Source organism: Luteimonas sp. WGS1318 (genome assembly GCF_043187535.1).
Lineage (GTDB): Bacteria > Pseudomonadota > Gammaproteobacteria > Xanthomonadales > Xanthomonadaceae > Luteimonas.
On the sequence record NZ_CP171131.1, the window covers coordinates 3146022 to 3167850 of the forward strand.

The 21829-nt window shown below is 70.9% G+C and carries 22 protein-coding genes and 1 tRNA gene; 10 read left to right on the top strand and 13 right to left on the bottom strand.

What is annotated here, in order from left to right; translation table 11 throughout:
• Positions 1–60 precede the first annotated feature (60 nt).
• Complete coding sequence (locus ACF3M1_RS14260; protein WP_394001728.1) at positions 61–3624, bottom strand: Calx-beta domain-containing protein; 3564 nt, start codon at positions 3622–3624, stop codon at positions 61–63.
• A gap of 134 nt (positions 3625–3758) precedes the next feature.
• Here ACF3M1_RS14260 and ACF3M1_RS14265 point away from each other — a divergent pair, with 134 nt between their 5' ends.
• The 6 genes from ACF3M1_RS14265 (at position 3759) to ACF3M1_RS14290 (ending at position 9562) form a co-directional block, all read left to right on the top strand.
• Positions 3759–4631: a tryptophan 2,3-dioxygenase gene (locus ACF3M1_RS14265; RefSeq protein ID WP_394001729.1), complete on the top strand. Its 873-nt coding sequence runs from the start codon at positions 3759–3761 to the stop codon at positions 4629–4631.
• A gap of 111 nt (positions 4632–4742) precedes the next feature.
• Positions 4743–5816 (top strand): pyruvate dehydrogenase (acetyl-transferring) E1 component subunit alpha, encoded by a 1074-nt coding sequence (gene pdhA / locus ACF3M1_RS14270; protein ID WP_394001731.1) that lies wholly within the window; start codon positions 4743–4745, stop codon positions 5814–5816.
• Positions 5813–6844 carry an alpha-ketoacid dehydrogenase subunit beta gene (locus ACF3M1_RS14275; protein WP_394001733.1) on the top strand — a complete coding sequence of 344 codons (1032 nt, stop codon included), beginning with the start codon at positions 5813–5815 and terminating at the stop codon, positions 6842–6844. Before pdhA ends, ACF3M1_RS14275 begins: the two co-directional genes overlap by 4 nt.
• Positions 6845–6849: 5 nt before the next feature.
• Positions 6850–7215: a cupin domain-containing protein gene (locus ACF3M1_RS14280; protein WP_394001735.1), complete on the top strand. Its 366-nt coding sequence runs from the start codon at positions 6850–6852 to the stop codon at positions 7213–7215.
• Positions 7216–7341: 126 nt separating this feature from the next.
• Positions 7342–8787, top strand: coding sequence for a dihydrolipoamide acetyltransferase family protein (locus tag ACF3M1_RS14285; protein ID WP_394001737.1), 1446 nt, complete (start codon positions 7342–7344; stop codon positions 8785–8787).
• A 4-nt stretch (positions 8788–8791) separates the two neighbouring features.
• A complete protein-coding gene (locus tag ACF3M1_RS14290) occupies positions 8792–9562 on the top strand; it encodes an SDR family NAD(P)-dependent oxidoreductase (RefSeq protein ID WP_394001739.1) in 771 nt (256 codons plus the stop codon).
• Positions 9563–9630: 68 nt separating this feature from the next.
• On the opposite strand, the gene ACF3M1_RS14295 is transcribed toward ACF3M1_RS14290, so the two are convergent.
• Positions 9631–10464 (bottom strand): DUF5694 domain-containing protein, encoded by an 834-nt coding sequence (locus ACF3M1_RS14295; RefSeq protein ID WP_394001741.1) that lies wholly within the window; start codon positions 10462–10464, stop codon positions 9631–9633.
• A gap of 153 nt (positions 10465–10617) precedes the next feature.
• On the opposite strand from ACF3M1_RS14295, the gene ACF3M1_RS14300 reads away from it, so the two are divergent.
• Entirely contained in the window at positions 10618–11001 is a 384-nt protein-coding gene (locus ACF3M1_RS14300) for a VOC family protein (RefSeq protein WP_394001742.1), read from the top strand.
• Between the two features lie 134 nt (positions 11002–11135).
• Here the strand turns inward: ACF3M1_RS14300 and ACF3M1_RS14305 are convergent, their stop codons facing one another.
• The 3 genes from ACF3M1_RS14305 to ACF3M1_RS14315 all read right to left on the bottom strand — a co-directional run bounded on the left by ACF3M1_RS14305 (position 11136) and on the right by ACF3M1_RS14315 (position 13790).
• Positions 11136–12068, bottom strand: coding sequence for an MBL fold metallo-hydrolase (locus tag ACF3M1_RS14305; RefSeq protein ID WP_394001744.1), 933 nt, complete (start codon positions 12066–12068; stop codon positions 11136–11138).
• Between the two features lie 76 nt (positions 12069–12144).
• Entirely contained in the window at positions 12145–12456 is a 312-nt protein-coding gene (locus tag ACF3M1_RS14310; RefSeq protein WP_394001746.1) for a hypothetical protein, read from the bottom strand.
• An 8-nt stretch (positions 12457–12464) separates the two neighbouring features.
• Positions 12465–13790: a tryptophan--tRNA ligase gene (locus ACF3M1_RS14315; RefSeq protein WP_394001748.1), complete on the bottom strand. Its 1326-nt coding sequence runs from the start codon at positions 13788–13790 to the stop codon at positions 12465–12467.
• Between the two features lie 120 nt (positions 13791–13910).
• Here ACF3M1_RS14315 and ACF3M1_RS14320 point away from each other — a divergent pair, with 120 nt between their 5' ends.
• On the top strand, positions 13911–14705 hold the full coding sequence (locus ACF3M1_RS14320; RefSeq protein WP_394001750.1) for a hypothetical protein: 795 nt from the start codon (positions 13911–13913) through the stop codon (positions 14703–14705).
• Between the two features lie 97 nt (positions 14706–14802).
• On the opposite strand, the gene ACF3M1_RS14325 is transcribed toward ACF3M1_RS14320, so the two are convergent.
• The 7 genes from ACF3M1_RS14325 to ACF3M1_RS14355 form a co-directional block, all read right to left on the bottom strand.
• Positions 14803–15003 (bottom strand): CsbD family protein, encoded by a 201-nt coding sequence (locus ACF3M1_RS14325; protein ID WP_394001752.1) that lies wholly within the window; start codon positions 15001–15003, stop codon positions 14803–14805.
• A 231-nt stretch (positions 15004–15234) separates the two neighbouring features.
• Complete coding sequence (locus ACF3M1_RS14330) at positions 15235–15390, bottom strand: entericidin A/B family lipoprotein (protein WP_394001754.1); 156 nt, start codon at positions 15388–15390, stop codon at positions 15235–15237.
• A 154-nt stretch (positions 15391–15544) separates the two neighbouring features.
• Entirely contained in the window at positions 15545–16468 is a 924-nt protein-coding gene (gene rocF / locus ACF3M1_RS14335) for an arginase (RefSeq protein ID WP_394001756.1), read from the bottom strand.
• A gap of 96 nt (positions 16469–16564) precedes the next feature.
• Positions 16565–16640, bottom strand: a tRNA-Thr gene (locus ACF3M1_RS14340).
• A 30-nt stretch (positions 16641–16670) separates the two neighbouring features.
• Positions 16671–17396, bottom strand: coding sequence for an SPOR domain-containing protein (locus ACF3M1_RS14345; RefSeq protein ID WP_394001757.1), 726 nt, complete (start codon positions 17394–17396; stop codon positions 16671–16673).
• Between the two features lie 10 nt (positions 17397–17406).
• Entirely contained in the window at positions 17407–18150 is a 744-nt protein-coding gene (locus ACF3M1_RS14350; protein ID WP_394001759.1) for a type III pantothenate kinase, read from the bottom strand.
• On the bottom strand, positions 18147–19142 hold the full coding sequence (locus tag ACF3M1_RS14355; RefSeq protein ID WP_394001761.1) for a biotin--[acetyl-CoA-carboxylase] ligase: 996 nt from the start codon (positions 19140–19142) through the stop codon (positions 18147–18149). Before ACF3M1_RS14355 ends, ACF3M1_RS14350 begins: the two co-directional genes overlap by 4 nt.
• Positions 19143–19329: 187 nt before the next feature.
• Between ACF3M1_RS14355 and ACF3M1_RS14360 the strand changes: the two genes are divergently transcribed.
• Together ACF3M1_RS14360 and ACF3M1_RS14365 are read left to right on the top strand one after the other, a co-directional pair.
• A complete protein-coding gene (locus ACF3M1_RS14360) occupies positions 19330–19602 on the top strand; it encodes a hypothetical protein (RefSeq protein ID WP_394001763.1) in 273 nt (90 codons plus the stop codon).
• Between the two features lie 16 nt (positions 19603–19618).
• On the top strand, positions 19619–20371 hold the full coding sequence (locus tag ACF3M1_RS14365) for a zinc-dependent peptidase (RefSeq protein ID WP_394001765.1): 753 nt from the start codon (positions 19619–19621) through the stop codon (positions 20369–20371).
• A 9-nt stretch (positions 20372–20380) separates the two neighbouring features.
• Here the strand turns inward: ACF3M1_RS14365 and ACF3M1_RS14370 are convergent, their stop codons facing one another.
• Positions 20381–21799 carry a sensor histidine kinase gene (locus ACF3M1_RS14370; RefSeq protein ID WP_394001767.1) on the bottom strand — a complete coding sequence of 473 codons (1419 nt, stop codon included), beginning with the start codon at positions 21797–21799 and terminating at the stop codon, positions 20381–20383.
• Positions 21800–21829: the final 30 nt, after the last annotated feature.

Here is a 21829-nt window from a genome sequence, read left to right on the forward strand (position 1 = left end):
ACGAAGGACCCCCGCTTGCGCGGGGGTCCGGTTCGCTGCCCTGGGCCGTCGCCGCGGCGGTCAGGGCGTGTAGCTGGCCCGCACCGTGACCCGGGCGAAGGCCGATTCGCCGCGGATCCGGATGTACCAGGGCCCGGCCTGCGGCGCCGCGAGCTGGACGACCTCGTTGTTGCCCGGCCGCTGCGAGCGCAGCTGCCAGTCGTCCGGGGTCGGCACCGCGTCTCGGCTGGCGTAGAGCGTGACGTCGCCGGTGCCGCCGGCGCTGAGGATGCGCAGGTTGCGCGCACCGGCCGGCACGTCGATGCGGAACAGGCGGGACTCGCCTGCCGCGCCGGCGATGTCGCCCACCTGTTCGCCGTTGGCCAGCAGGCGCGCGGCCGAAGCGGGATCTTCGACGACGGCCACCGCGGCGACCGCACTGTCGTTGCCGGCCTCCGGATCCTGGGTCTGCGAGGCCGCCGCCACGGTCAGCGACACCTCGCGATCGATCGCGCTCGCCGGCGCGGTAGCCGACAGCGCGAACACCGCCTCGTCGCCTGCGGCCAGGACATCACGGCTGCAGGACACCGTGGTGGTGCCCGTCGCGGTCACCGGCATATCGCAGCTCCAGCCATCGGCTGCGGACACCACCAGGTCGTTCACCTCCACGTCCAGCACCGCGCCGACCCCGGGGAACTGCGCCGCGTCCGGCCCGGCGTTGACCAGCGTCGCCGCGAACGCCATCGACTGACCGGCGACGACTTCGGGTTCGATCGCCTCGACCTCGATGCCGAGGTCGGCGGTCTCCACCGGCGCCAGACGCACCAGCAGCACGGTCGGGTCGTGATCGGACAGACGCGTCGGCGTGTCGGCGTCGTTGCGGGCCACTTCGGGGAAGTCGGCGTTGATGCGCGCGTGGCTGATGTCGAGGCCGATTACCTGCGGCGCATCCACCAGCGCCTGGTTCACCAGCACATGGTCGAGCGACTGCGCCTGGTAGTCGAACACGAAGGAATAGCGTTCGTCGTCGGCTGCTTCCAGCGTCATGTTGAGCAGCGAAGGCGACACCAGCACCGCACCGTCACCCTCCACCGCCGTCTCGCCGTCGGGCGACGGCAGCCCGGTCACGGTGCCGATCGCATCGACCAGACCGTCGTTGAACTCGAACGCGTTGAAGTCGCCGAGCACCACGATGTGCCGGGCCGGATCGGCCTGCTGCATGTCCTGGATCAGCGTGGCGAGGAAATCGGCCTGCTTCTGGCGCTTGTCGCGCACGCGCTGGCCGGCCGTCGCCCAGCCGTTGCTGCCCGGGCCGTCGTCGTTGACGCCACTAAGCGAGCGCTGGTGTACGACGATCGCGGTCAACGGGAATGTGCGGCCATCGACGAAATGCGCCACGCCGTCGAGCACCAGCGGCGGGCGGTCGTTGAGCACGCTGGTCGAGCCGTTGGGGTTCTGCAGGACCGCCTCCGCGCCCTGCTGCGTAACCGCAGCGACCTCGATGCGCGCGATGCCGGCCGCGACTTCGCCGGTGCGCACCAGGAAGCCGACGTCGATGCCGCCGACGTCGAAGCCTTCTTCCAGATACGCCACGTAGCCGGGATCCGGCTGCCCGGCCGCGACCGCGTCGGCATTGATGCGCGTGGCCAGGGTCTGCAGCACCGAGAGGTTCTCGACCTCGGTCACGCCGAGGATGTCGGGCGTGTGCAGGTAGCCGCGGATGCCGATCGACGCCTTCGACAGCCGGCGCTCGAGCGCGGCGGCGGTCAGGGTCGGGCCGCTGTTGGCGTCGTTCACGGTGTCGAAGAAGCGCTGCAGGTTGTAGGTGGCGAAGGTCACGTGGTCCGGACCGGGCGCCATCGACGGCCGCACCTCGCCGGCACCGCTGCAGTCGCTGACCAGCTCGGCGTCCGGATAGATCGTGTAGCGGCGGAAGGTGTAGTCCAGCGGACCAGTCAGCGAGCCGTCGACGATGCGGCAGCCGGCGGCGAGGTTCGCGGTCGGCGCGCCGATCGTGCTGCTGTTGACGACGATCGTCTCGGGGTTGAAATCCCAGCGCGGGATGGCCGGCGCGCTGCTGCCCAGCGGATCGGGATCAGGCACAGGAATGCCGGGCTCGCGGAACGGCCGCGGCGTGCCGGTGACCACGACCGCGAAGCGGCCGTTGCTGCTGCCCGTGGCCTGGGCCTCGTTGGTGTTGCCCCCGGTGGGCGCGACGACGGTGAAGCTGGGCGCGGTGACGCGCATGCCTTCGAGATGTTCCAGCTGGCCGAGGCCGCCATCCGCGCGCGGCAGCTCCGGCGTGAGCGCGACCGGCGCGGGCAGCGCGTGTCCGGTCGACAGCGCGACGACAGACGCATCGGTGATTTCGGTCAGCGGCAGCTGGTTGGGATCGGCGGCCGGGATGTACTCGATCACGGTGCCCTGCACCAGCACCTTGTTGCCCACCGCGGCATCGGCCGGGGGCGCGCTGCTGGTGAACACGAACACGCCTTCCGACGTAGCCGGATCGCCATCGTCCTCGCCGTCCGGCGTCTGGATGAAGAAGCCGTTGTTCTTGCGGCCGGTGACGATGCCGGTGGTGGCGACGGGCTGGTTCTCGTAGGGCGAGCGCTCGCCGCTGCCCTGGATGGCGTGGATCGTCAGCGTGGTGACGTCGTCGTTGACGATGGTGCCGGTGCCGCGGGCCTTGGCCAGCAGCGCGCCGACGGCGTTATCGAGGTCGACGTGGAAGGTCTCGTCGGGCTCGACGGTCTCGTCGCCGACCACGTCGACGTGCAGGGTGAGCTCGCGCTGGCCCTCGGCGAAGACCAGGGCGCCGGTGCGCGCGATGTAGTCGCTGTCGGCCACCGTCGCGGTGCCGTCGGCGGTGGCGTAGGCCACGGTCACGCCCTCGGGGCCAGCCGGCTGGTTCAGGCTGACGGTGAAGAAGAACGGGGTGGTGCCGCTGTCGCCTTCGGCGCCGCTGGTGTCGGTGATGCTCAGGTACAGCGTGCCGCCGCCGCTGCAGATGTTGGGCACTGCGGCGCTGTTGCGCGGCGCGGGTGCGCCGGTGCTGAAGTCAGCGGCATTGTCGTTGCCGTCGGTGCAGCCGTCGCCGGCGCGGAACAGGGCCGTGGTGTTGCTCGGCGCCGGCGCCGGGGCGCCGCCTTCGAAGAAATTGGCATTGCCGAAGCCGACCAGGTCCAGGATCAGCGCCTGCTGCGCCGGCGTGCAGGCCGTGCTGCCGCCGTTGCAGCCGAGGCTCGCCGTCGTGTTCGCCAGCGCGACCTTGCCGGCCGTGCCGGACATGTTGATCGTGCCGCTGGCATCTGGCGCCGGCAGTGCCGCGCCGTTCGCACCACCGGCCAGGCCGACGAGGAAATAGCCACCCGCCGGAATTTCCACCGACGGCAGCACGACGATCTGGCTGGCGCCGGCGCCGAAGTTGCCGGTGCCGGTCGCGCTGGCGTACTGGAGCGACCGGCCGGCCAGCGTGACCGGCAGATCGCCGGTGTTGAACAGCTCGACGTAGTCCGCGTTGAACAGCGCGCCGCTGTTGCCACCGCCGCCGTAGACCTGGCTGATGACGACGTCGGCCTGCGCGGCGCCCGCGCCACAGCACAGCATCAATGCCGACAGCAGCCGGCCCTGGAATCTGGTCATGCCTCACCCCGTTCGCGCCCCGGACCGGGCGCCCCGACCGGAGTGTGCCGCCAAACCGTGTCGTTTGCATGACGTGGCGCGGCACAAGCCGCCGCCCGGCGTCACCCGCCCGGACCATGCAGTACGCTGTCGCCATGACGATCGACCGGAACCAGCGCCCCCTCGAGGACGGCATCCACCGCGACCTGTCGGGCCGCATCACCTACGCCGGCTACCTGCGCCTGGACCTGCTGCTGGCGGCCCAGCAACCGCTGTCCGATCCGCCGCACCACGACGAAATGCTGTTCGTCGTGCAGCACCAGGTGTCCGAGTTGTGGCTCAAGCTGATGATCCACGAGCTCTCGGCCGCGATCGGCCACCTCAAGCGCGACGAGGTCTGGCGCTGCCGCAAGGTGCTGGCGCGCTGCAAGCAGGTGCTGCGGCAGCTGACCGAGCAGTGGTCGGTGCTGGAGACGATGACGCCGGCCGAATACATGGAATTCCGGGATGTGCTGGGGCCGTCTTCGGGCTTCCAGTCGCTGCAGTACCGCACGGTCGAGTTCCTGCTCGGCAACAAGAACGCGGCGATGCTCGACGTGTTCGCCCATGACCCCGACGGCCAGGCCGGGCTGCGCGCGGCGCTCGATGCGCCCGGGCTGTACGACGAGTTCCTGTGCTATCTCGCCCGCTGGGGCCACCCGGTCGACGCGCGCCATCTGGAACGCGACTGGCGTGAGCCGCACACCTTCGATGCGAGCCTGGTGCCGGTGTTCGAGACGATCTACGAGGACACCGACCGCTACTGGCGCGAGTACGCGCTGTGCGAGGACCTGGTGGACCTGGAAACCCAGTTCCAGCTGTGGCGCTTCCGCCACATGCGCACCGTCATGCGCATCATCGGCTTCAAGCGCGGCACCGGCGGCTCCAGCGGCGTGGGCTTCCTGAAACAGGCGCTGGAACTGACGTTCTTCCCGGAACTGTTCGAAGTGCGCACGCACATCGGCCCGGGGCGCGGCAGCGACGCCTGAGCGACGCGCGCATACGCGATCGACGGGCCCGCCGTCATGCCGCAGCGCGCAACGGGCCTTAACGACCCCACCGGTATCATCGGCAACCATTGTCCCTGACCGGTTGGCACGATGACCGTCGTCGCGAAGTTCGAAATCGAATACCTGCAGTACCTCGGCCCCGACGGAACGCCCGTCGCCGAGTTCCCCGAAGCCTTTTCCGACCCCGCCACGCTGCTGCCGCTGTTCAAGCAGATGCTGTTCGTGCGCACCTTCGACAGCAAGGCGATCGCCCTGCAACGCACCGGCAAGCTGGGCACCTACGCCGCGTGCCTGGGCCACGAGGCCACGCACGTCGGTATCGGCGCGGCGATGCGGCCCGAGGACGTGTTCGCACCGAGCTACCGCGAATACGGCGCGCAGATCATGCGCGGCGTGCAGCTGCGCGAGATCCTGATGTACTGGGGCGGCGACGAGCGCGGCAACGACTTCCAGCACCAGAAACACGATTTCCCGTGGTGCGTGCCGATCGCGACCCAGTGCCTGCATGCCGCCGGCGCCGCACTGGCGTTCAAGCTGCGCAAGGAGCCGCGCGTCGCGGTGACCTGCTGCGGCGATGGCGGCAGCTCGAAGACCGACACCTACGCCGCGATCAACTCGGCCGGCGCCTATGCGCTGCCGTTCGTGCAGTGCATCGTCAACAACGGCTGGGCGATCTCGGTGCCGCGCACCGCGCAGACCGGCGCCGAGACCCTGGCCCAGAAGGGCCTGGCCGGCGGCCTGCATTGCCTGCAGGTCGACGGCAACGACCTGGTCGCCGTGCTCGAAGGCATGCGCCGCGCGCTCGAGCGTGCCCGCAACGGTGAAGGTGGCAGTGTCATCGAATTCATGACCTACCGCCTGCACGACCACACCACCGCAGACGATGCGCGCCGCTACCGCGACGAGGCCGAGGTCAAGGACGCCTGGACGCGTGATCCGATGACCCGCCTGCGCACCTATCTCACCGCGCAGAACCTGTGGGACGAGGATCAGGAAAAGGCCTGGATCGCGGACTGCGGCCAGCGCATCGACGTCGAGATCAACGCCTATCTGGAACTGAAGGTGCAGCCGGTGGAAGCGATGTTCGATTACCTCTATGCCGACCCGCCGCCGGACCTGCTGGAACAGCGTGCCAAGGCGATCGCCGCGGAGGGCCGCGCATGAACGTCGCCGCCAGCAAGACCACGGCCGCGGCCGCGAAGACCGATACGCCCGCCGCGATCACGCTGATCGAGGCGATCACCCAGGCGCTCGCCTACGAGCTGCGCACCGACGATTCGGTCGTGGTGCTCGGCGAGGACGTCGGCGTCAACGGCGGCGTGTTCCGCGCGACCGCCGGCCTGCAGGCGCAGTTCGGCGCCGAGCGCGTGCTCGACACGCCGCTCGACGAGACCACGATCGCCGGTCTGACCGTCGGCATGGCCGCGATGGGCATGAAGCCGGTCGCCGAAGCCCAGTTCGACGGCTTCATGTATCCGATGGTCGACCACATCATCTGCCACGCCGCGCGCTTCCGGTACCGCACCCGCGGCCGACTGACCTGCCCGATGGTGCTGCGCGTGCCGTGGGGCGGTGGCATCCGCGCGCCGGAGCACCACAGCGAGGCCAACGAATCGATCTTCACCAACGTGCCCGGCCTGCGCGTGGTCATGCCCTCGTCGCCGGCGCGCGCCTACGGCCTGCTGCTGGCCGCGATCCGCGAGCCGGACCCGGTGATCTACTTCGAGCCCAAGCGCATCTACCGCCAGTACAAGGAAGTGGTGCCCGACGACGGCGAGGCGCTGCCGCTCGACGTCTGCTACGTGCTGCGCGACGGCACCGACGTCACCCTGATCAGCTGGGGCGCCCAGGTCAAGGAAGCGCTGGAAGCGGCCGAGACGCTCGCCCGGGACGGCATCAGCGCCGAGGTCATCGACGTCGCCACGCTGAAACCTCTCGACTTCGCGACGATCGCCGAATCGGTCTCGCGCACGGGCCGGTGCGTGATCGTGCACGAGGCGCCGAAGACCGCGGGCTTCGGCGCCGAAATCGCCGCACGTCTGGCCGAGGAGTCGATGTACGACCTCGTCGCGCCGGTCGAGCGCGTCACCGGCTACGACACCCACATCCCGCTGTTCCGCCTGGAAATGAAGTACCTGCCGAGCGTCGAGAAGATCGTCGCCGCGGCGAAGCGGGCGATGGCGGCGGGCTGACCGGCATGGCGGGCGAGGTCGTCAATTTCGCGGACAAACTCGCGCTGTTCTCCGGGCATTGGTCGCCGCGCGTCGTCGCCGAGATGAACGACTACCAGTTCAAGCTGGTCAAGATCGCCGGCGACTTCGTCTGGCACGCGCATCCGGACACGGACGAGACGTTCATCGTGCTGGCCGGCGAGTTGCACATCGAGTTCCGCGACCGGCAGATCGTCGTTCGCACCGGTGAGATGGTCGTGGTGCCGCGTGGCACCGAACACCGTCCGCACGCGGATGCCGAGTGCCACGTGCTGCTGGTCGAGCCCCGCGGCGTGGTCAACACCGGCGATGCCGACAGCGCCCTGACCGCAGCGAACGACGTCTGGATATGAGGCGACCGGGACGCTGACGTCACCGCGTCCCGATACACGAACACAGAGTGGGCAGGCACGTGTGGTTTCCGGCACGTGCCCCCTGACAGCCGGCCCCGGCCGGCACGATCGATCAAAGGACACGCCATGGCCAACACCACTTCCTTCCGCCTCCCCGATCTGGGCGAGGGCCTGCCCGATGCCACGATCGTCGAATGGGCGGTCAAGGTCGGCGACACGATCCGCCTCGACGACGCTTTGGTCTCGATGGAAACCGCGAAGGCGGTCGTCGACGTGCCGTCCCCGGTCTCGGGCAAGGTGCTGAAGCTCGCGGGCGAGGCCGGCGACATCGTCGAGACCGGCGCGGTGCTGGCCGAGTTCGAGATCGACCCCAGCCTGCCGCAGCGCGCCGAGGGCCAGGACACCGGCCACCATCACGGCCCGCCGAAGACCGCCGCCAGCCACGGCGTCGGCACCCAGGATCCAGCGCCGGACGACAAGGTCGTCGCCTCGAGCGAGGGCGGCGCGATCGCCGAGGGCGACGGCGCGCAGCCGGAAGCGAAGTCCGACGCCGGCGGCGCGCGTGCCGACACCGGCACCGTGGTCGGCGCGATGCAGTCCTCCGATACCGTGCACAGCGAGCAGGCCAGTTCGGCCGGCGGGGTCAAAGCGATGCCGGCCGTACGCGCGCTCGCCCGCAAGCTGAAAGTGGACATCGCGCGCGTGCGCGGCACCGGCGCCGATGGCGTGGTGACGATGGCCGACGTCAAGCAGGCCGCCGCGGACGGCAGCGCAGCGCCCGGTTCGACCGGCAGCGCGCCACCGCCGCGCGCCGGCGAATACCGCGTGAGCCACGACGCGCCCGCGCAGGACGCGCCCCGCCAGGCGGACGCGCGCACTGCGTTGTCGGCGTCGGGCAAGCCGATGCGCACGCAGCCGCCGTCGGTCTCGGCCTCCGGCCAACCCGAGCCGCTGAAGGGCGTGCGCCGCAACATGGCGCGGGTCATGGCCGATGCGCATGCCAAGGTGGTTCCGACCACGCTCAGCGACGATGCCGACATCCATGCCTGGGCGCCCGGCAACGACGTGACATCGCGCCTGATCCGCGCGATCTGCGTGGCCGCCCGCGCGGTGCCGGCGCTCAATGCCTGGTTCGACGGCGACAAGCTCACCCGCACCCTGCATCCGCATGTCGACATCGGCATCGCGGTCGACACCGACGACGGCCTGTTCGTGCCGGCGCTGCGCAATGCCGACATGCTCGACGCGCGCGGCGTGCGCGAGGGCATCAACCGCCTGCGCGCGCAGGTCGAGGACCGCAGCATTCCGGGCAGCGAACTCAGCGGCTACACGATCTCGCTGTCGAACTTCGGCATGTTCGCCGGGCGCTACGCCACGCCGGTCGTCGTGCCGCCGTGCGTGGCGATCGTCGCCGCCGGCCGCGGCCGTCACCAGATCACCCCGGTGATCGGCGGCTTCGAATCGCACAAGGTCATCCCGCTTTCGCTGACCTTCGACCACCGCGCCGCGACCGGCGGCGAAGCCGCGCGCTTCCTCAAGGCGATGCTCGACGACCTGGCGTTGCCGAACTGAGCCGATGACCGACGCCGCGGCCACCCGCGCATTCGCCGGCCGCCGCGTGCTCGTCGCCGGCGGCAGCCGCGGCATCGGCTTCGCGATCGCCGATGCGTTCGCGCGTGAAGGCGCCTCGGTGTCGCTGTGCGCGCGCAATGCGGGCCATCTGCACCGCGCGGCCGATGCGCTCGCCCGCCATGGCGGCGCGGTGCATCCGGTGGGCTGCGATCTGGCCGATGCCGCGCAGATCGACGCCTGGGTCGCGTCGGCCGCCGATGCGCTCGGCGGCATCGACATCGTGGTCAACAACGCCTCGGCGCTGTCGCACGCGCAAGGCGATGCCGCGTGGCAGGCCGGTTTCGACGTCGACCTGATGGCCGCCGTGCGCTGCAACCGCGCCGCGCTGCCGCATCTGCGTCGCAGCGACGCGCCGGCGATCCTCAACATCAGTTCGATCAACGCCTTGAACCCGACGCCGCGCGCGCCGGCCTATTCGACATTCAAAGCGGCGTTGAACTACTACACGACGACGCTGGCCGCGGATCTCGCGCGCGCCCGCATCCGCGTCAATGCGATCGCGCCGGGTTCGATCGAATTCCCGGACGGCCTGTGGGCGCGACGCGCCGACAGCGATCCCGCGCTGTATGCGCGCATCCGCGACGCGATTCCGTTCGGCGGTTTCGGCGCGGTGGAAGACGTCGCCGCCGCCGCGCTGTTCCTGTGCGGCCCGCAGGCGCGCTGGATCACCGGCCAGGTGCTCGCGGTCGACGGCGGGCAGTCGCTGGGCGTGTAGCGCACGGCCCGAACGACGCACCGCACACGGGCACCCGGACTCCCCAGGGACGAATGCAGCACGCCCGCTCAGGGCGTCGACAACCACGCGTCCGCTGCGTGCATGCGGTAGAGGCCGGAGTCGGCCGCCATCTGCTGCAGGTGGTTGCCGTGGCCGGCGCCGTAGATCACCAGCACGCGGTCGCCGTCGACGGTGCCACGCGCGATCGCGTTGAAGATCGCCAGGTTGCGCCCGTACCAGTACCGCACCCAGCGCGCGCCGACCGGATCGTCCACGCTGCCGAACTGCGCGATCAGGTGGTAGCTGCGCGCGTTCTCCGCCCGCCACGCGTCTGCATTGAGATGGCGCAGCATGTCGCGCACGGTGCCCGACCCCAGTACGCGCTGGTCCTCCGCCGCCCAGGCCTGCATCTCACCCAGGAAGACGTCGTACGCCGCCTGCTGGCCGTTCTGCGCGAGGGCGGCGGTGTAGTCGATGCTGGCCGGCTCGACACCCGGCGCGAGATCGTCGGCATCCACTGCGAACACCGTCTGCAGCCCCGCGGCGCACGCGATGCGGAAGCCGAGCTGCTCGGTCTCGCTGCGTGCCAACGGCCGCTCGCCCGCACACGAGGCCGCGTAATCGCGGTCGATCTGCGGCTGCCGCGCGGCGTCGGCCTCGATCATCACGCGGGTCGGCCGGTAGCCTGCCAGCTGCCGGGCGACGTCCTCGATCTCGCGCTGGCGCCTCGCGCCGAGCACGTCGTCGGCCGCGACGTTCACCACGTCGCGCCCCGGATTGTCCATGTGATAGCTGCCGACGAACAGGAACGCTGCCCGTGGCGGCGCTGCGGACGCGTGACCGACGACCGTCGACACGGCGAACCCCAGGGTGATGGCCAGGACGGCCCGCATGGAGGACATGGTGCGACTCCGGCAATGGCGGACGGCATCGTCCGCGTTGCAACGACGCTAGCGCAGCGCGCATCTGTCATCCCCTGCCACAGGTCACGACACCACACGTCGCACACGGGGCGCGCGCGATGCTCCGGCCACTGCCCATGCGGAGGATCCGCGATGCCGCACCACAGCCGCCTGTCCACGTTCGTCCTCGACTGCGAGGTCGACGATCTCACACCCCACGTCGAGTTCTGGAGCCGCGCGCTCGGCAAGGCGGTCAAGGCCGCCGACGAGGACGGCGACGGCCGCTATGCGGTGCTCGACACCGCGGACGACGAGCCGATCCTGCTGCTGCAGAAGGTCGACCACGCGTCGCGCATCCATCTGGACATCGAGGCCGACGATATCGATGCGGAGGCCGACCGCCTGGAAGCGCTCGGCGCGCGCAGGATCGGTTTCGTCAAACGCTGGTGGGTGATGGAAGCGCCCAGCGGGCACCGCTTCTGCGTCGTGCGCCCGCAGCGCGAGACCTTCGGGCCGCATACCAACCACTGGGATTGAGCGCGCCGCGCGCGGCGCCGACGTCACCGCGTTCGCAGGCGGCTCGATGCACGTTCGCCGTTGGAGGCGCGGCCCGCACGCAGGTGTCATGCGTTCCCGCGCGCGCATCGGGCACGTTCAGTCAGCCCAGCGCTTCAACGCGCGGCGCGGTCCAGCCAGACCTCGAGCCCCATGGCGTTGATCTCGATGTCGCCACCGAGCACCTCGGCCACGCGCGCAGGCGCATGCTCGATGCCATGGTCCTGCGCGCGGGTGGTGTAGAGCCGGGTCAGGCCGTCGACGATCCGCGCATGGCGGTCCGCCTCGCCGTGCGCCTCACGCGCGATCGCGACCATCGCATCCACCTGCTCGTGCAGGTCCGCACCGAGACGGACGCAGTCGTCGACCTCGCCGTAATGCGCGACCCGGATCGATTCGGGCGCACGCGCGAGCAGCGTGTCGATGGAGGCGTGCATCTGCGCCGGGTCGAACTGCACCGGCGACGTCGTGGGCACGACGAAGGCGCCCATCGAGGTGTCGAACTCGCGATACGACAGGCCGAAGGTGTCGCCCGCAAACCAGCTGCGCGTCGCCGCGTCCCAGACGCTGTAGTGATGCAGCGCATGGCCGGGCGTGTCGATGCACAGCAGCGGACGGCCGGCGAGCTCGACGACGTGTCCGTCCTCGGCGATCACCACGCGATCCTCGGCCACCGGCAGCATGCCGGCATGGTCGCGCTCGAACATCGCCTCGCCATAGACCGCCTTGGCGCCGGCGATCAGGCGCGTGGGGTCGACCATGTGCGGCGCGCCGCGCGGATGCACGACCAGCTGCGCATTGGGCAGCGCGCGGATCAGCGGGCCTGCGGCGCCGGCGTGGTCGAGGTGCACGTGGGTCACCATCAGCCAGTCGACCGCCGCGCGGTCCACGCCCGCCGCGTCGATCGCATCGAGCACGGTCTGTGCGCAGGTGGCGGTGCCGCAGTCGATCAGCGCCGCGCGGCCGCCGGATTCGACGAGATAGGCGGCGCACAGCCCCGGCCGGACGTAGCCGGTGTCGATGATCGTGATCCCGTTCCGATCGCGCATCGGACTCTCCCGTTGGACAGAACCGACAGTCTAGGACGCGCGATGTCGACGCCCGATGCGCGTGGGCCGCGCGCGCTCAGCGGCCCGTGCGATCGCGTGGACGAAGCACGCGCACGCGCAGCACGAACGCGACCCCCAGCGCGGCGAGAAACACGCCGTAGCCCACCGCGGTCGCCAGGATCTGCGCCCACATCGCGCCGTGGCCGCGGTCGGCGGCCGCGTGCGCCCAGTGGATCGACAGCAGGAACGCCAGCAACGCCAGCGCGAGGCTGACGAGGTCGAACACCACGCGGCGCGTGTCGCGCGGCTGGCGCGGCACCATCCAGAACAGCACGCCGAGAATCAGGAACCACGGGAGGAACAGCAGCAGCGCCAGATTCTCGAACACCGCGGGATTCACGACGCGGCCTTCTCGGCGTCGGCGGCGGCCAGCGCGTCGAGTGCGGCCTGGACCTCGCCGGCATCGACGCCGTCGCCCGGCGTGGCCGGTGCGTCGGCGAGCGCGAGTTCGCCGCGACGCAGGCGGGCGATCGCCTGACCGGCATCGCGCGGGGCGTCGAACGCGTGGCTTTGCAGCAGCACGCGCTCGCCATCGACGAGCTTGAAATAGAACCGGCCGTCGGGCTCGCGATACTGCTTGAACACCGCCAGCGGCCGCACGGCGAGCGCGACGTCCGCCGCCTCGCCGGTCGCGACCGCCACCTTGCCCAGATCGCGCAGGCCCACTGCGTCGCGCAGCTCGCGCAACAGCGGAATGGCGTAACGCTCGCGCAGGCGCTGGCCGCCGTCGCGCAGCGTGTCTTCGATATCGCCCGGTCGCGCGATCAGGTCCTCGTAGCGCTCGCGCATCGGCGCGATCTCGCGCTCGACGACATCGAACAGCTGCTGCTTCGCATCGCCCCAACCGATGCCATCATTGAACGCAGCCGCGAAACCCGCGGTCTCGTCCGGCGTCGCGAACGCCTGGTAGAGCTGAAACAGCGCCGAACCGTCGGTCGACTTCGCTTCGCCGGGCATCTTCGAATCGGTGAGGATCGAGAACACCAGCTTCTTCAGCTGCGCCTGCGGCACGAACAGCGGAATGGTGTTGTCGTAGCTCTTGCTCATCTTGCGGCCGTCGAGACCCGGCAGCGTCGCCACGTTGTCGTCGATCGCCGCTTCGGGCAGGTTGAACCAGTCGCGGCCGTAGACGTGGTTGAAGCGCTGCGCGAAATCGCGCGCCATCTCGATGTGCTGGATCTGGTCGCGGCCCACCGGCACGCGGTCGGCGTTGAAGATCAGGATGTCGGCGGCCATCAGCACCGGGTACATGAAGAGGCCCGCCGTCACCGCGGCATCGTCGTCCTCGCCGTCGGCGCGGTTCTTGTCGACCGCCGCCTTGTACGCGTGCGCGCGATTGAGGATGCCCTTGCCCGCCACGCAGGTCAGCAGCCACATCAGCTCGGTCGTCTCCGGCACGTCGCTCTGGCGGTAGAACCACACCTTCGACGGGTCGAGCCCGGCCGCGAGCCACGTCGCCGCGATCTCCAGCGTCGAGCGCTGGGTGCGCGCCGGGTCCTGCGCCTTGATCAGGCTGTGCAGATCGGCGAGGAAATAGAAGCTCTCGGTGTTCGGCGCGCGGCTGGCGGTGATCGCCGGACGCACGGCGCCGACGTAGTTGCCGAGGTGCGGCGTGCCGGACGTGGTGATGCCGGTGAGGACGCGCTGGGGACGCTGGGACATGGGGATGACGGCCGTGGAACAGGCCCCAAGTCTACCCGCTGGTCGGCGGCCCACCGTGCGCGAACCCCGCGCGGCCCGTCCGTGCGTTCGCCCCGACACCTGTCCGAACGAGACCGTGCCATGAAGCGATCCCTTCGCATTCCCGCCGCGCTGACCTGTGCGGCCCTGCTGCTTCTGCCGGTGGTGGCCGGCGCTTACCGCCCCGCTCCGCCGCCGCAGGAGCTCGTGCGGCTCGAGGTCGTCGACCGCGACCGCGGCACACCGCTGCCGGCATGGCAGCACCGCGGGGACACGTGGATCGCGGGCCGCCCCGGTACGCCGTATTCCGTTCGCCTGCGCAACACGACGGGCGAGCGGGTGCTGGTCGTGCTGTCGGTCGACGGCGTCAATGCGGTCAGTGGCGAGACCGCCGCACCGGACCAGACCGGATACGTCCTCGCGCCGTGGCAGAGCACCGAAATCACCGGCTGGCGCAAATCGACCGATGACGTCGCGCGCTTCGAGTTCACCGCCTTGCCGGACAGCTACGCAGCGCGCACCGGACGGCCCGATCACGTCGGCGCGATCGGCATCGCGGTGTTCCGCGAGCGGGCCGCGCCCGCGGCCGTCGCCGCGCCGGCGCCCGCCCGCGACACGGCACGCCAGGCCGCGCGCGCATCTGCAGGCGCTTCGGAGTCGGCGGTCGCCCGCGAGTCGGCGGCGATGCCCCAGCAGATCGGCACCGGCCATGGCGCGCGCGAATGGGCGCCGGTCACGCGCACCGCGTTCGAGCGCGCCACGCGCACGCCGGCGCAGCGCACGGTGGTGCGCTACGACAGTGCCGAGGCGCTCGCGGCGCTCGGTATCGGGCCGCGTCTGCACGCGCGACGGCAGCGTCCCGACGCGTTTCCGGGCGGATTCGTGCCCGATCCCTGAGCGCTTGGCATCGAGGCGCACACGAAAACGGACCGGCGATGGCCGGCCCGTTTCGTGTTCTCGAACATGCACCGCCCGCGTGGGCGATACGACGCCGTCAGTCGAGCGTCTTCTCGAACTCGCGCACTTCGTCTTCGGCGCGCTCGCGCTCCCAGCCGTACTTCTCCTGCAGCTTGCCGGCGAGGTACTTGCTGTCACCGGCGGCCACGTCGAACACGTCGTCGGTGAGGTCGCCCCACTTGGCCTGGGCCTTGCCCTTGAGCTGGGTCCACTTGCCGGAAATGATGTCTTTGTTCATGGCGTCCTCCTTCGGACTCGTCGGCGATGCGTCGTGCATCGCGGTGTGGCTCCATCCTCGCGAACGGCCCATCAATCCGGAGTCAATGTTTCATGAGGCAGGCCGTCACCTCGCTGAGCGTGCGGTCAGTTCCTCGATGCACGCCCACGTAGCCGGTGGATCTGGCGCACGAACACCCGGCACAAAAAAGCCGGCGCAAGCGCCGGCTCGGGTGTACGTGACGCGCGTGAATCAGGGACGCGTCGTGCCGCCGGTGTTCTCGGCGCCGTCTTCCATCTTCTCACCGACCTTCTGCACGTCCTGGCCAGCGCCACGAACGGTGTTGCAGGCGCTCAGCGAGCCGGCGGTGAACAGGGCAAGCAGCAAAAGTGCGATCGAACGCTTCATGGGACTCTCCAGGATGTGGTCTTGCATCGACGATTGCGTCATCTCGCAACCATGGCGCGCACTATAAGAAGCGTTCGTGTGAACGCCACGTCGACCCGGCGCCACGCCGGCGCCGCCTGTTCATCCTTTTGCAGCGGCGCGACCGCCCACAGGCTCAGTCGCGCATCAGCGTCGACTTGCCGAACAGGCTCTCCACCAGATCCACCGCCAGTTCCGCGGTCGTGTTGCCGTGGTCGAGCGCGGTGTTGACCTCGACGATGTCGAGCGAGCCGAGCCGTCCGGTGTCGGCGATCATCTCCATGACCAGCTGCGCCTCGCGGTAGTTGATGCCGCCCGGGACCGGCGTGCCGGTGCCCGGCGCGATCGTCGGGTCGAGCACGTCGACGTCGAAGCTCACGTGCAGATGCGTGTCGTCGTCGAGACCGCTCAATGCCTGCTCCACGACCCGGCGCATGCCGACCTCGTCGATGTAGCGCATGTCGTAGATGTCGAGGCCGTGCGCCTTGACCAGACGCTTCTCGTCGGGATCGACCGAGCGGATGCCGATCTGCCGGAACTGCGCGACCTCGGTGGACGGCACGTGCCCGCCGAGCGAGGTCAGCGCATCCGGGCCGATGCCGCACAGGCAGGCCACCGGCATGCCGTGGACGTTGCCCGACGGCGTGATCTGCGAGGTGTTGAAGTCGGTGTGCGCGTCCAGCCACAGCACGCGCAGCGTCTTGCCGGTCGCCCGGCAGTGGTTGGCGACCGCGGCGATCGAGCCGATCGCCAGGCAATGGTCGCCGCCCAGCATCACCGGCACGCGGCCCTGCGCGAGTTCGGCGCTGGAGGCCTCGAGCACCGCGCGATTCCACGCGACCACCTCGTCGAGATGCCGGTAACCGGCGTCGGGGCCCTGCCAGGGGTTCTTCGGCCCCTTGAGGTCGCCGCGATCGACGACGTCGATGCCGCGCGCGAGCAGGGCCTCGACCAGACCGGCGACACGCAGGCCTTCGGGCCCCATGGACGCGCCGCGCCGGCCGGCCCCTACGTCGGTGGGCACGCCGAAGATCGAAACGGGACGGTCGAACTGCAGCATGGGGCCTCCTCGGCTTCCGGTGCGACCCAGCGCCACCCGGCGGACGGTGACAGCTCCGCGGTTCGCGCGGCAGGCGCGCGGAACGCTGCGTCGGAGTGGTGCCGGCACCCGGATTCGAACTGGGGACCTACCGCTTACAAGGCGGTTGCTCTACCAACTGAGCTATGCCGGCGATGACATGCGGCGTGGCCGCGCGGGAATTCTAACCCGCATCCCAGGCGACGTTGCAGTCGCGGGATTCGGCGCGCGCCGAGGCCGCATGCGCGCGCAGCGTCTGGGCGCTCACGCCCTCGACCGCCATCGCATCGATCCAGTACCGCACCAGCACGCTGCCCAGCGGCTGGGCTTCGGCGTCGAAGCCCGCCTCGCGCAACGCGGCGGCCCGCCCCTGCGCAGGCGCCTCGCTGCCGAAACGGCCGAGCGCGACGCCGTTGGCTTCGGGCCCGTCGCCGATCACGTAGTAGTCGGTGAAGCCCGCACCCAGCAGGCGCGCGACGACCGCATCGGCCGCGGCGCGGTCCGCCAGCGGCGCCATCCAGACGCGCCAGCCGCGCGGGGTTTCGCCGACCTCGCGTGCCGCCGTGCGCACCGCGACATCGGCCAGCCGCGCCCGCGCCGCGTCGCGCATCTCGCCGTCGGCGAACGGGCCGAGTGCGACGCACTGCGGCGGATTGCCGGCGCCGCTCGGCGCCGCGTCGACCTCGGGCATCGGCGGCGCGGGCGACGGCGACGGCGCCACGTCCACGCTCGCGGTGTCGGCCGGCGCAACGGGTGCCTGTTCCGGCAGCGGCTCGGACGCGAGCAACAGCGTGCCGCGGTCGAGGGCGGCGAGTGCGTGCGCGTCCCCCGCATCGCCGCGCACCGCCCACCAGGCGGCGACACCGAAGTTGAGGATGACCAGCAGGACGACGAGTGCGCGGAGCCACATGACGTGGATTCTAGGCGGCCGCGGCGGTGCTGGCGCGATACCAGCGCGCCAGCCCGGCGAGGACGAGGTCGGTCCGCATCCGTGCCTGCGGCAGATGCGCCTGCAGCGCCGGCGCGCCGCCACCGTGCAACAGCAGCGTCGGCAGCACGCCGACGCGGGCGCGCGCCTGTGCCAGGCTGCGTTCGATCAATGCCACCGCGGCGCCGTCGCAGCCCGATGCCAGCGCATCGTCGGTGTCGACGGCGAACTCCGCATAGACGCCGCCCGTCGGCGCAAGCTGCGCGACCCGGCGGTGCAGGGCCTCGCGCATCAGCGTCGGCGATGGCGCGATGCGCCCTCCCAGATGGCGGCCGTCGACGTCCACCAGATCGATCGTCAGCGCGGTGCCGACCCCGGCGACCACGACCGCCCCGGGCGCCTCGGCGCGTGCGGCGAGCAAGGCGAGAAACCGGTCGACCCCGAGACGGGCGGGATCGGCGTAGGCGATCGTCAATCCGTCGAGCACCGGCCGCGTGCGCGCCTGCACCACCCCGGCGCCGCGCGCGGCCAGGGCATCCAGCAGCACCGCATGCAACGCCGGCGAGGCGACGCTGGCGATGACGGCGGTGTCGATGCGCGGCGGCAGGGCGTCGATCCACTCCGGATCCAGCCCTCCGGCCGCGTGCGCGGTGCCCGACACCGGGCCGATGCCGTCGCCGTGCAGCGGCGCGTATTTGAGGCGTGTATTGCCGAGGTCGAACAGCCAGACCGTCATCGATCGCGCTCCGTGCGCACGCTCACTTCGCCGGCGTGGAAGGCGTGCACGTGGCCATCGGCCGTGCGCAATTCGAGGGCGCCGTCGGCGGCCACGCCGTCGGCGATGCCGGTCACGTGCTCGCGGCCCGTCATGACCGCGATCGGCCGACCGCGCAACGCATCCACGGCCCGGAACCGGGGCAGGAACGGCGCCAGTCCATCGCGATCGAACTGCGCCAGCGCCGGCAACCAGGCCGCCAGCAGGCCCGCGGCGACCGCATTGCGTGACGGCGGCGCATCGGTGGCGAGCGTGGCCAGATCGGTCCACGGCTGATCGATCCCGGCCGCTGCCGTGTCGGGCATGCGCACGTTGATGCCGATGCCGAGCACCGCGCGGACCGGGCCGGCATGTTCGCCGCCCCCCTCGACCAGCACCCCGCCCAGTTTGCGCAGCACCGGGCCCTCGGCGACGACGAGATCGTTGGGCCACTTCAAGCCCACGCCCTCGATGCCGAGCGCGTGCATCGCCTCCACCGCCGCGATGCCGGCCACCAGGCTGAGCCCGCCCAGTCGCGCCAGCCCGCCGTCGAATCCGCGCTGCAGCGACAGGTAGACATGCGCGGCCAGCGGCGACTGCCAGGTCCGCCCGCGCCGTCCGCGGCCGCCGGTCTGGCGCTCGGCCAGCAGCACCTCTGACTTCGGGCCGGGCATCGGACGACGCAACAGCTCGGCATTGGTCGAATCGAGCGACCAGGCGACCTCGAGGCCCGCGAGCGCCGGCCGCACCGCCGCAGGCAGTGCGGCGCGGATCGCGTCGGCATCGAGCAGGTCGGGACGATGCCGCAGCGCATAGCCCTGCCCACGACGGGCATCGACCGTGACACCGGCCTCGCGCAGCTGGGCGATGCGTTTCCAGACCGCGGCCCGGGTCTGCCCGCATTCGCGTGCGAGCACATCGCCGGACACCGGCCCCTCGCCCAGCCGCAGCAGCAGCGCACGCTCGGCGTTCACCCGCGCGCACCTCGGGCGGCATCGACGACGGCGCGTGGATCGCGTTTCAGGACGGCATGGACAAGCATCGCGCGATTATCGGCCAGCGCCGCGCCGCTGTCGCCGGCGCGCCGGCCGAGCGCGCCGGCGCCGGGTTCCTGGGCTATAGTGCCGGACTGTACGCGCGCGATCTCTGACCGGGGTGCCGATGTCCGTTCGACCGATCCTCTACGGCCTGCTGCTTGCGGCCTGCCTGCCGGCGACCGCGCGCGACGTGCGTGCGCCCGACGGCGCCGAGCCGGCGCCGTGCCCCAATGCGGCCGCAGCGACCTCCGACGTCGTCGACCCCGCCCTCGGCAGCCAGCGTCGCGCGCCGGCCGGCAGCGCGTCCAAGGCGCGGCCCGCAGCCGGTGCCATCGACAGCGAAACGCCGTCTCGCGGACCGCGCTGGCACAGCTTCCTCCCGGGCATGTTCCGCTGAGCGTGACCGCGGGGTGGTGAGCGCACTGCTGCGCCGCCTGTTCTCGGGCGCGCCGCCGGCGGTTCCGGCCGAGGCCTGGACCGCGACCGTCCACCGCCTGCCCTGGGTCTCGGCGCTGGACGCACCGCGCGCCGCACGCCTCGCGACCCTGACCGCGGCGTTCCTGCACCGCAAGACGATCACGCCGGTCGGCGACCTGCAGCTGTCGGACGCGGATCGCATCGCGCTCGCCGCCCTGTGCTGCCTGCCCCTGCTCGAATTCGGCGAGGAAGGCCTGCACGGCTGGTCGCAGCTGATCGTCTACCCCGACGCCTTCCGCGTGAACCGCACCCATGTGGACGCGGCCGGGGTGATGCACGAGTGGGACGACGAGCTGATCGGCGAGGCCTGGGACAGCGGCCCGCTGGTGCTGTCCTGGGCCGACGTGCAGGCCGACATCGCCGAGCCCGACGCGGGCTTCTGCGTCGCGGTCCACGAGATGGTGCACAAGATCGATGCCCTCGACGGCCTGGTCGACGGCACGCCGCCCTTGCCGCGCGCCTGGCAGAGCGCCTGGGCCCGGGACTTCCAGTCGGCGTACGACGGCTTCGTCGCGCAGGTCGATGCCGGCACGGCGGTCACACTCGATGCCTACGCAGCCGAGGCGCCCGAGGAATTCTTCGCGGTCTGCAGCGAGTACCACTTCAGCGCGCCCGGCGTGCTGCGCGAGGCGCTGCCGACGGTCGCCGCCCATCTCGAACGTTTCTACGGGCCGTCGCCCCTGGCCTGAGCGGGGCGGTCAGAAGCCCGGTGGCAGCCGCACGCAGAAGCAGGCGCCGCCGAGTTCGTCGGAACGACCGACCTGCAGTTCGCCGCGATAGCTGTGCACGATGTCCTGCACGATCGACAGGCCGATGCCGTGGCCCTGCACGCGCTCGTCGCCGCGCACGCCGCGCTGCAGCACGGACGTCACCCGGTCGGCCGGAATGCCCGGGCCGTCGTCCTCGACCACCAGCACCAGACCCGGCCGACGATTGGGCGCGCTCTCGCCCTCCTTGACCGTCAGCAGCACGCGGACGTTCGCCCACTTGAACGCGTTCTCGAGCAGGTTGCCCAGCAGCTCCTGCAGATCGCCGGGCTCGCCGTGGAAGCGCGCCGCCGGGTCGATCTCGAATTCGCACACCGCACCCTTGGCGGCATAGATTTTCTCGAGGCCGCGGACGATCTGCTCGGCATGCGGCTCGATCTCGATCGCGGCCGAAAACAGCTGGTGGCCGCTGGAGGCTGCACGCGCCAGCTGGTAGGTCACCAGGTCGGTCATGCGCTGCAGCTGCGCCTCGACCTCCTCGCGCAGCTCGGCCTCACCGGTGCCCGCGTCGAGACGCGAGCGCAGCACGGCCAGCGGCGTCTTCAGGCTGTGGGCGAGATCCGACATGGTGTTGCGCTGCCGCGCGAGATGTTCGCGTTCGCTCTCGATCAGCGCATTGATGCTCTCGGTCAGCGGCTGCAGTTCGCGCGGATGCTGCATGCCCATGCGATCGGCCTGGCCGCGCTGCACGCGCACGAGTTCGTGTTCGACCCGGCGCAGCGGCCACAGGCTCCAGCGCACGATCAACGCCTGCAGCAGCAACAGGATCACGCCGGCGATGCCGAGGTTCACCCACAACGCGGCGCGGAACACGCGCACCTGGCGCGGCACGATGCCCGCGTCCTCCATCACGTAGATCGTGTAGGCGAATTCGGTATCCGGCCGCCCTTCCGGCGACCACACCAGGCCGATGCCGTAGCGGTAGACCTCGCCCGGCGTGCCGTCGCTGCGCACCATCGGCAGCGGTCCGTCGAACCGTTCCTCGCGCGCACCGAGCATCAGCGCTTCGGGCAGCTCCTGACCCGAGGCCGAGCGCGAGGTCCAGCGGTCGGCGGGCAGCACGACTTCGGCGTAGAGCCCGCTGCCGGGGCGCAGGAAGCGATCGTCGGGCGGCGATTCCGAGGGATAGATCTCGCCGCCGCGCAGGAACTCGATGTCCCCGGCATAGGCGTAGACGTAGTTCTTCAGGCGCTCGCGCTGGCCCTCACCGGCGACGTCGATGAACGCCCGGTCCAGCGCGTAGCCGGCCAACGCGAGGAAGGCCAGCAGGCCGACGCTCGCCGCCAGCACCTGCCGTGCCTGCAGCGAGCGCGGACGCCAGCGCGAGGGATGTCGTCGTTCACCGCCCATGGGTCATCGTAATCCGGCGTGGCGCGCGCC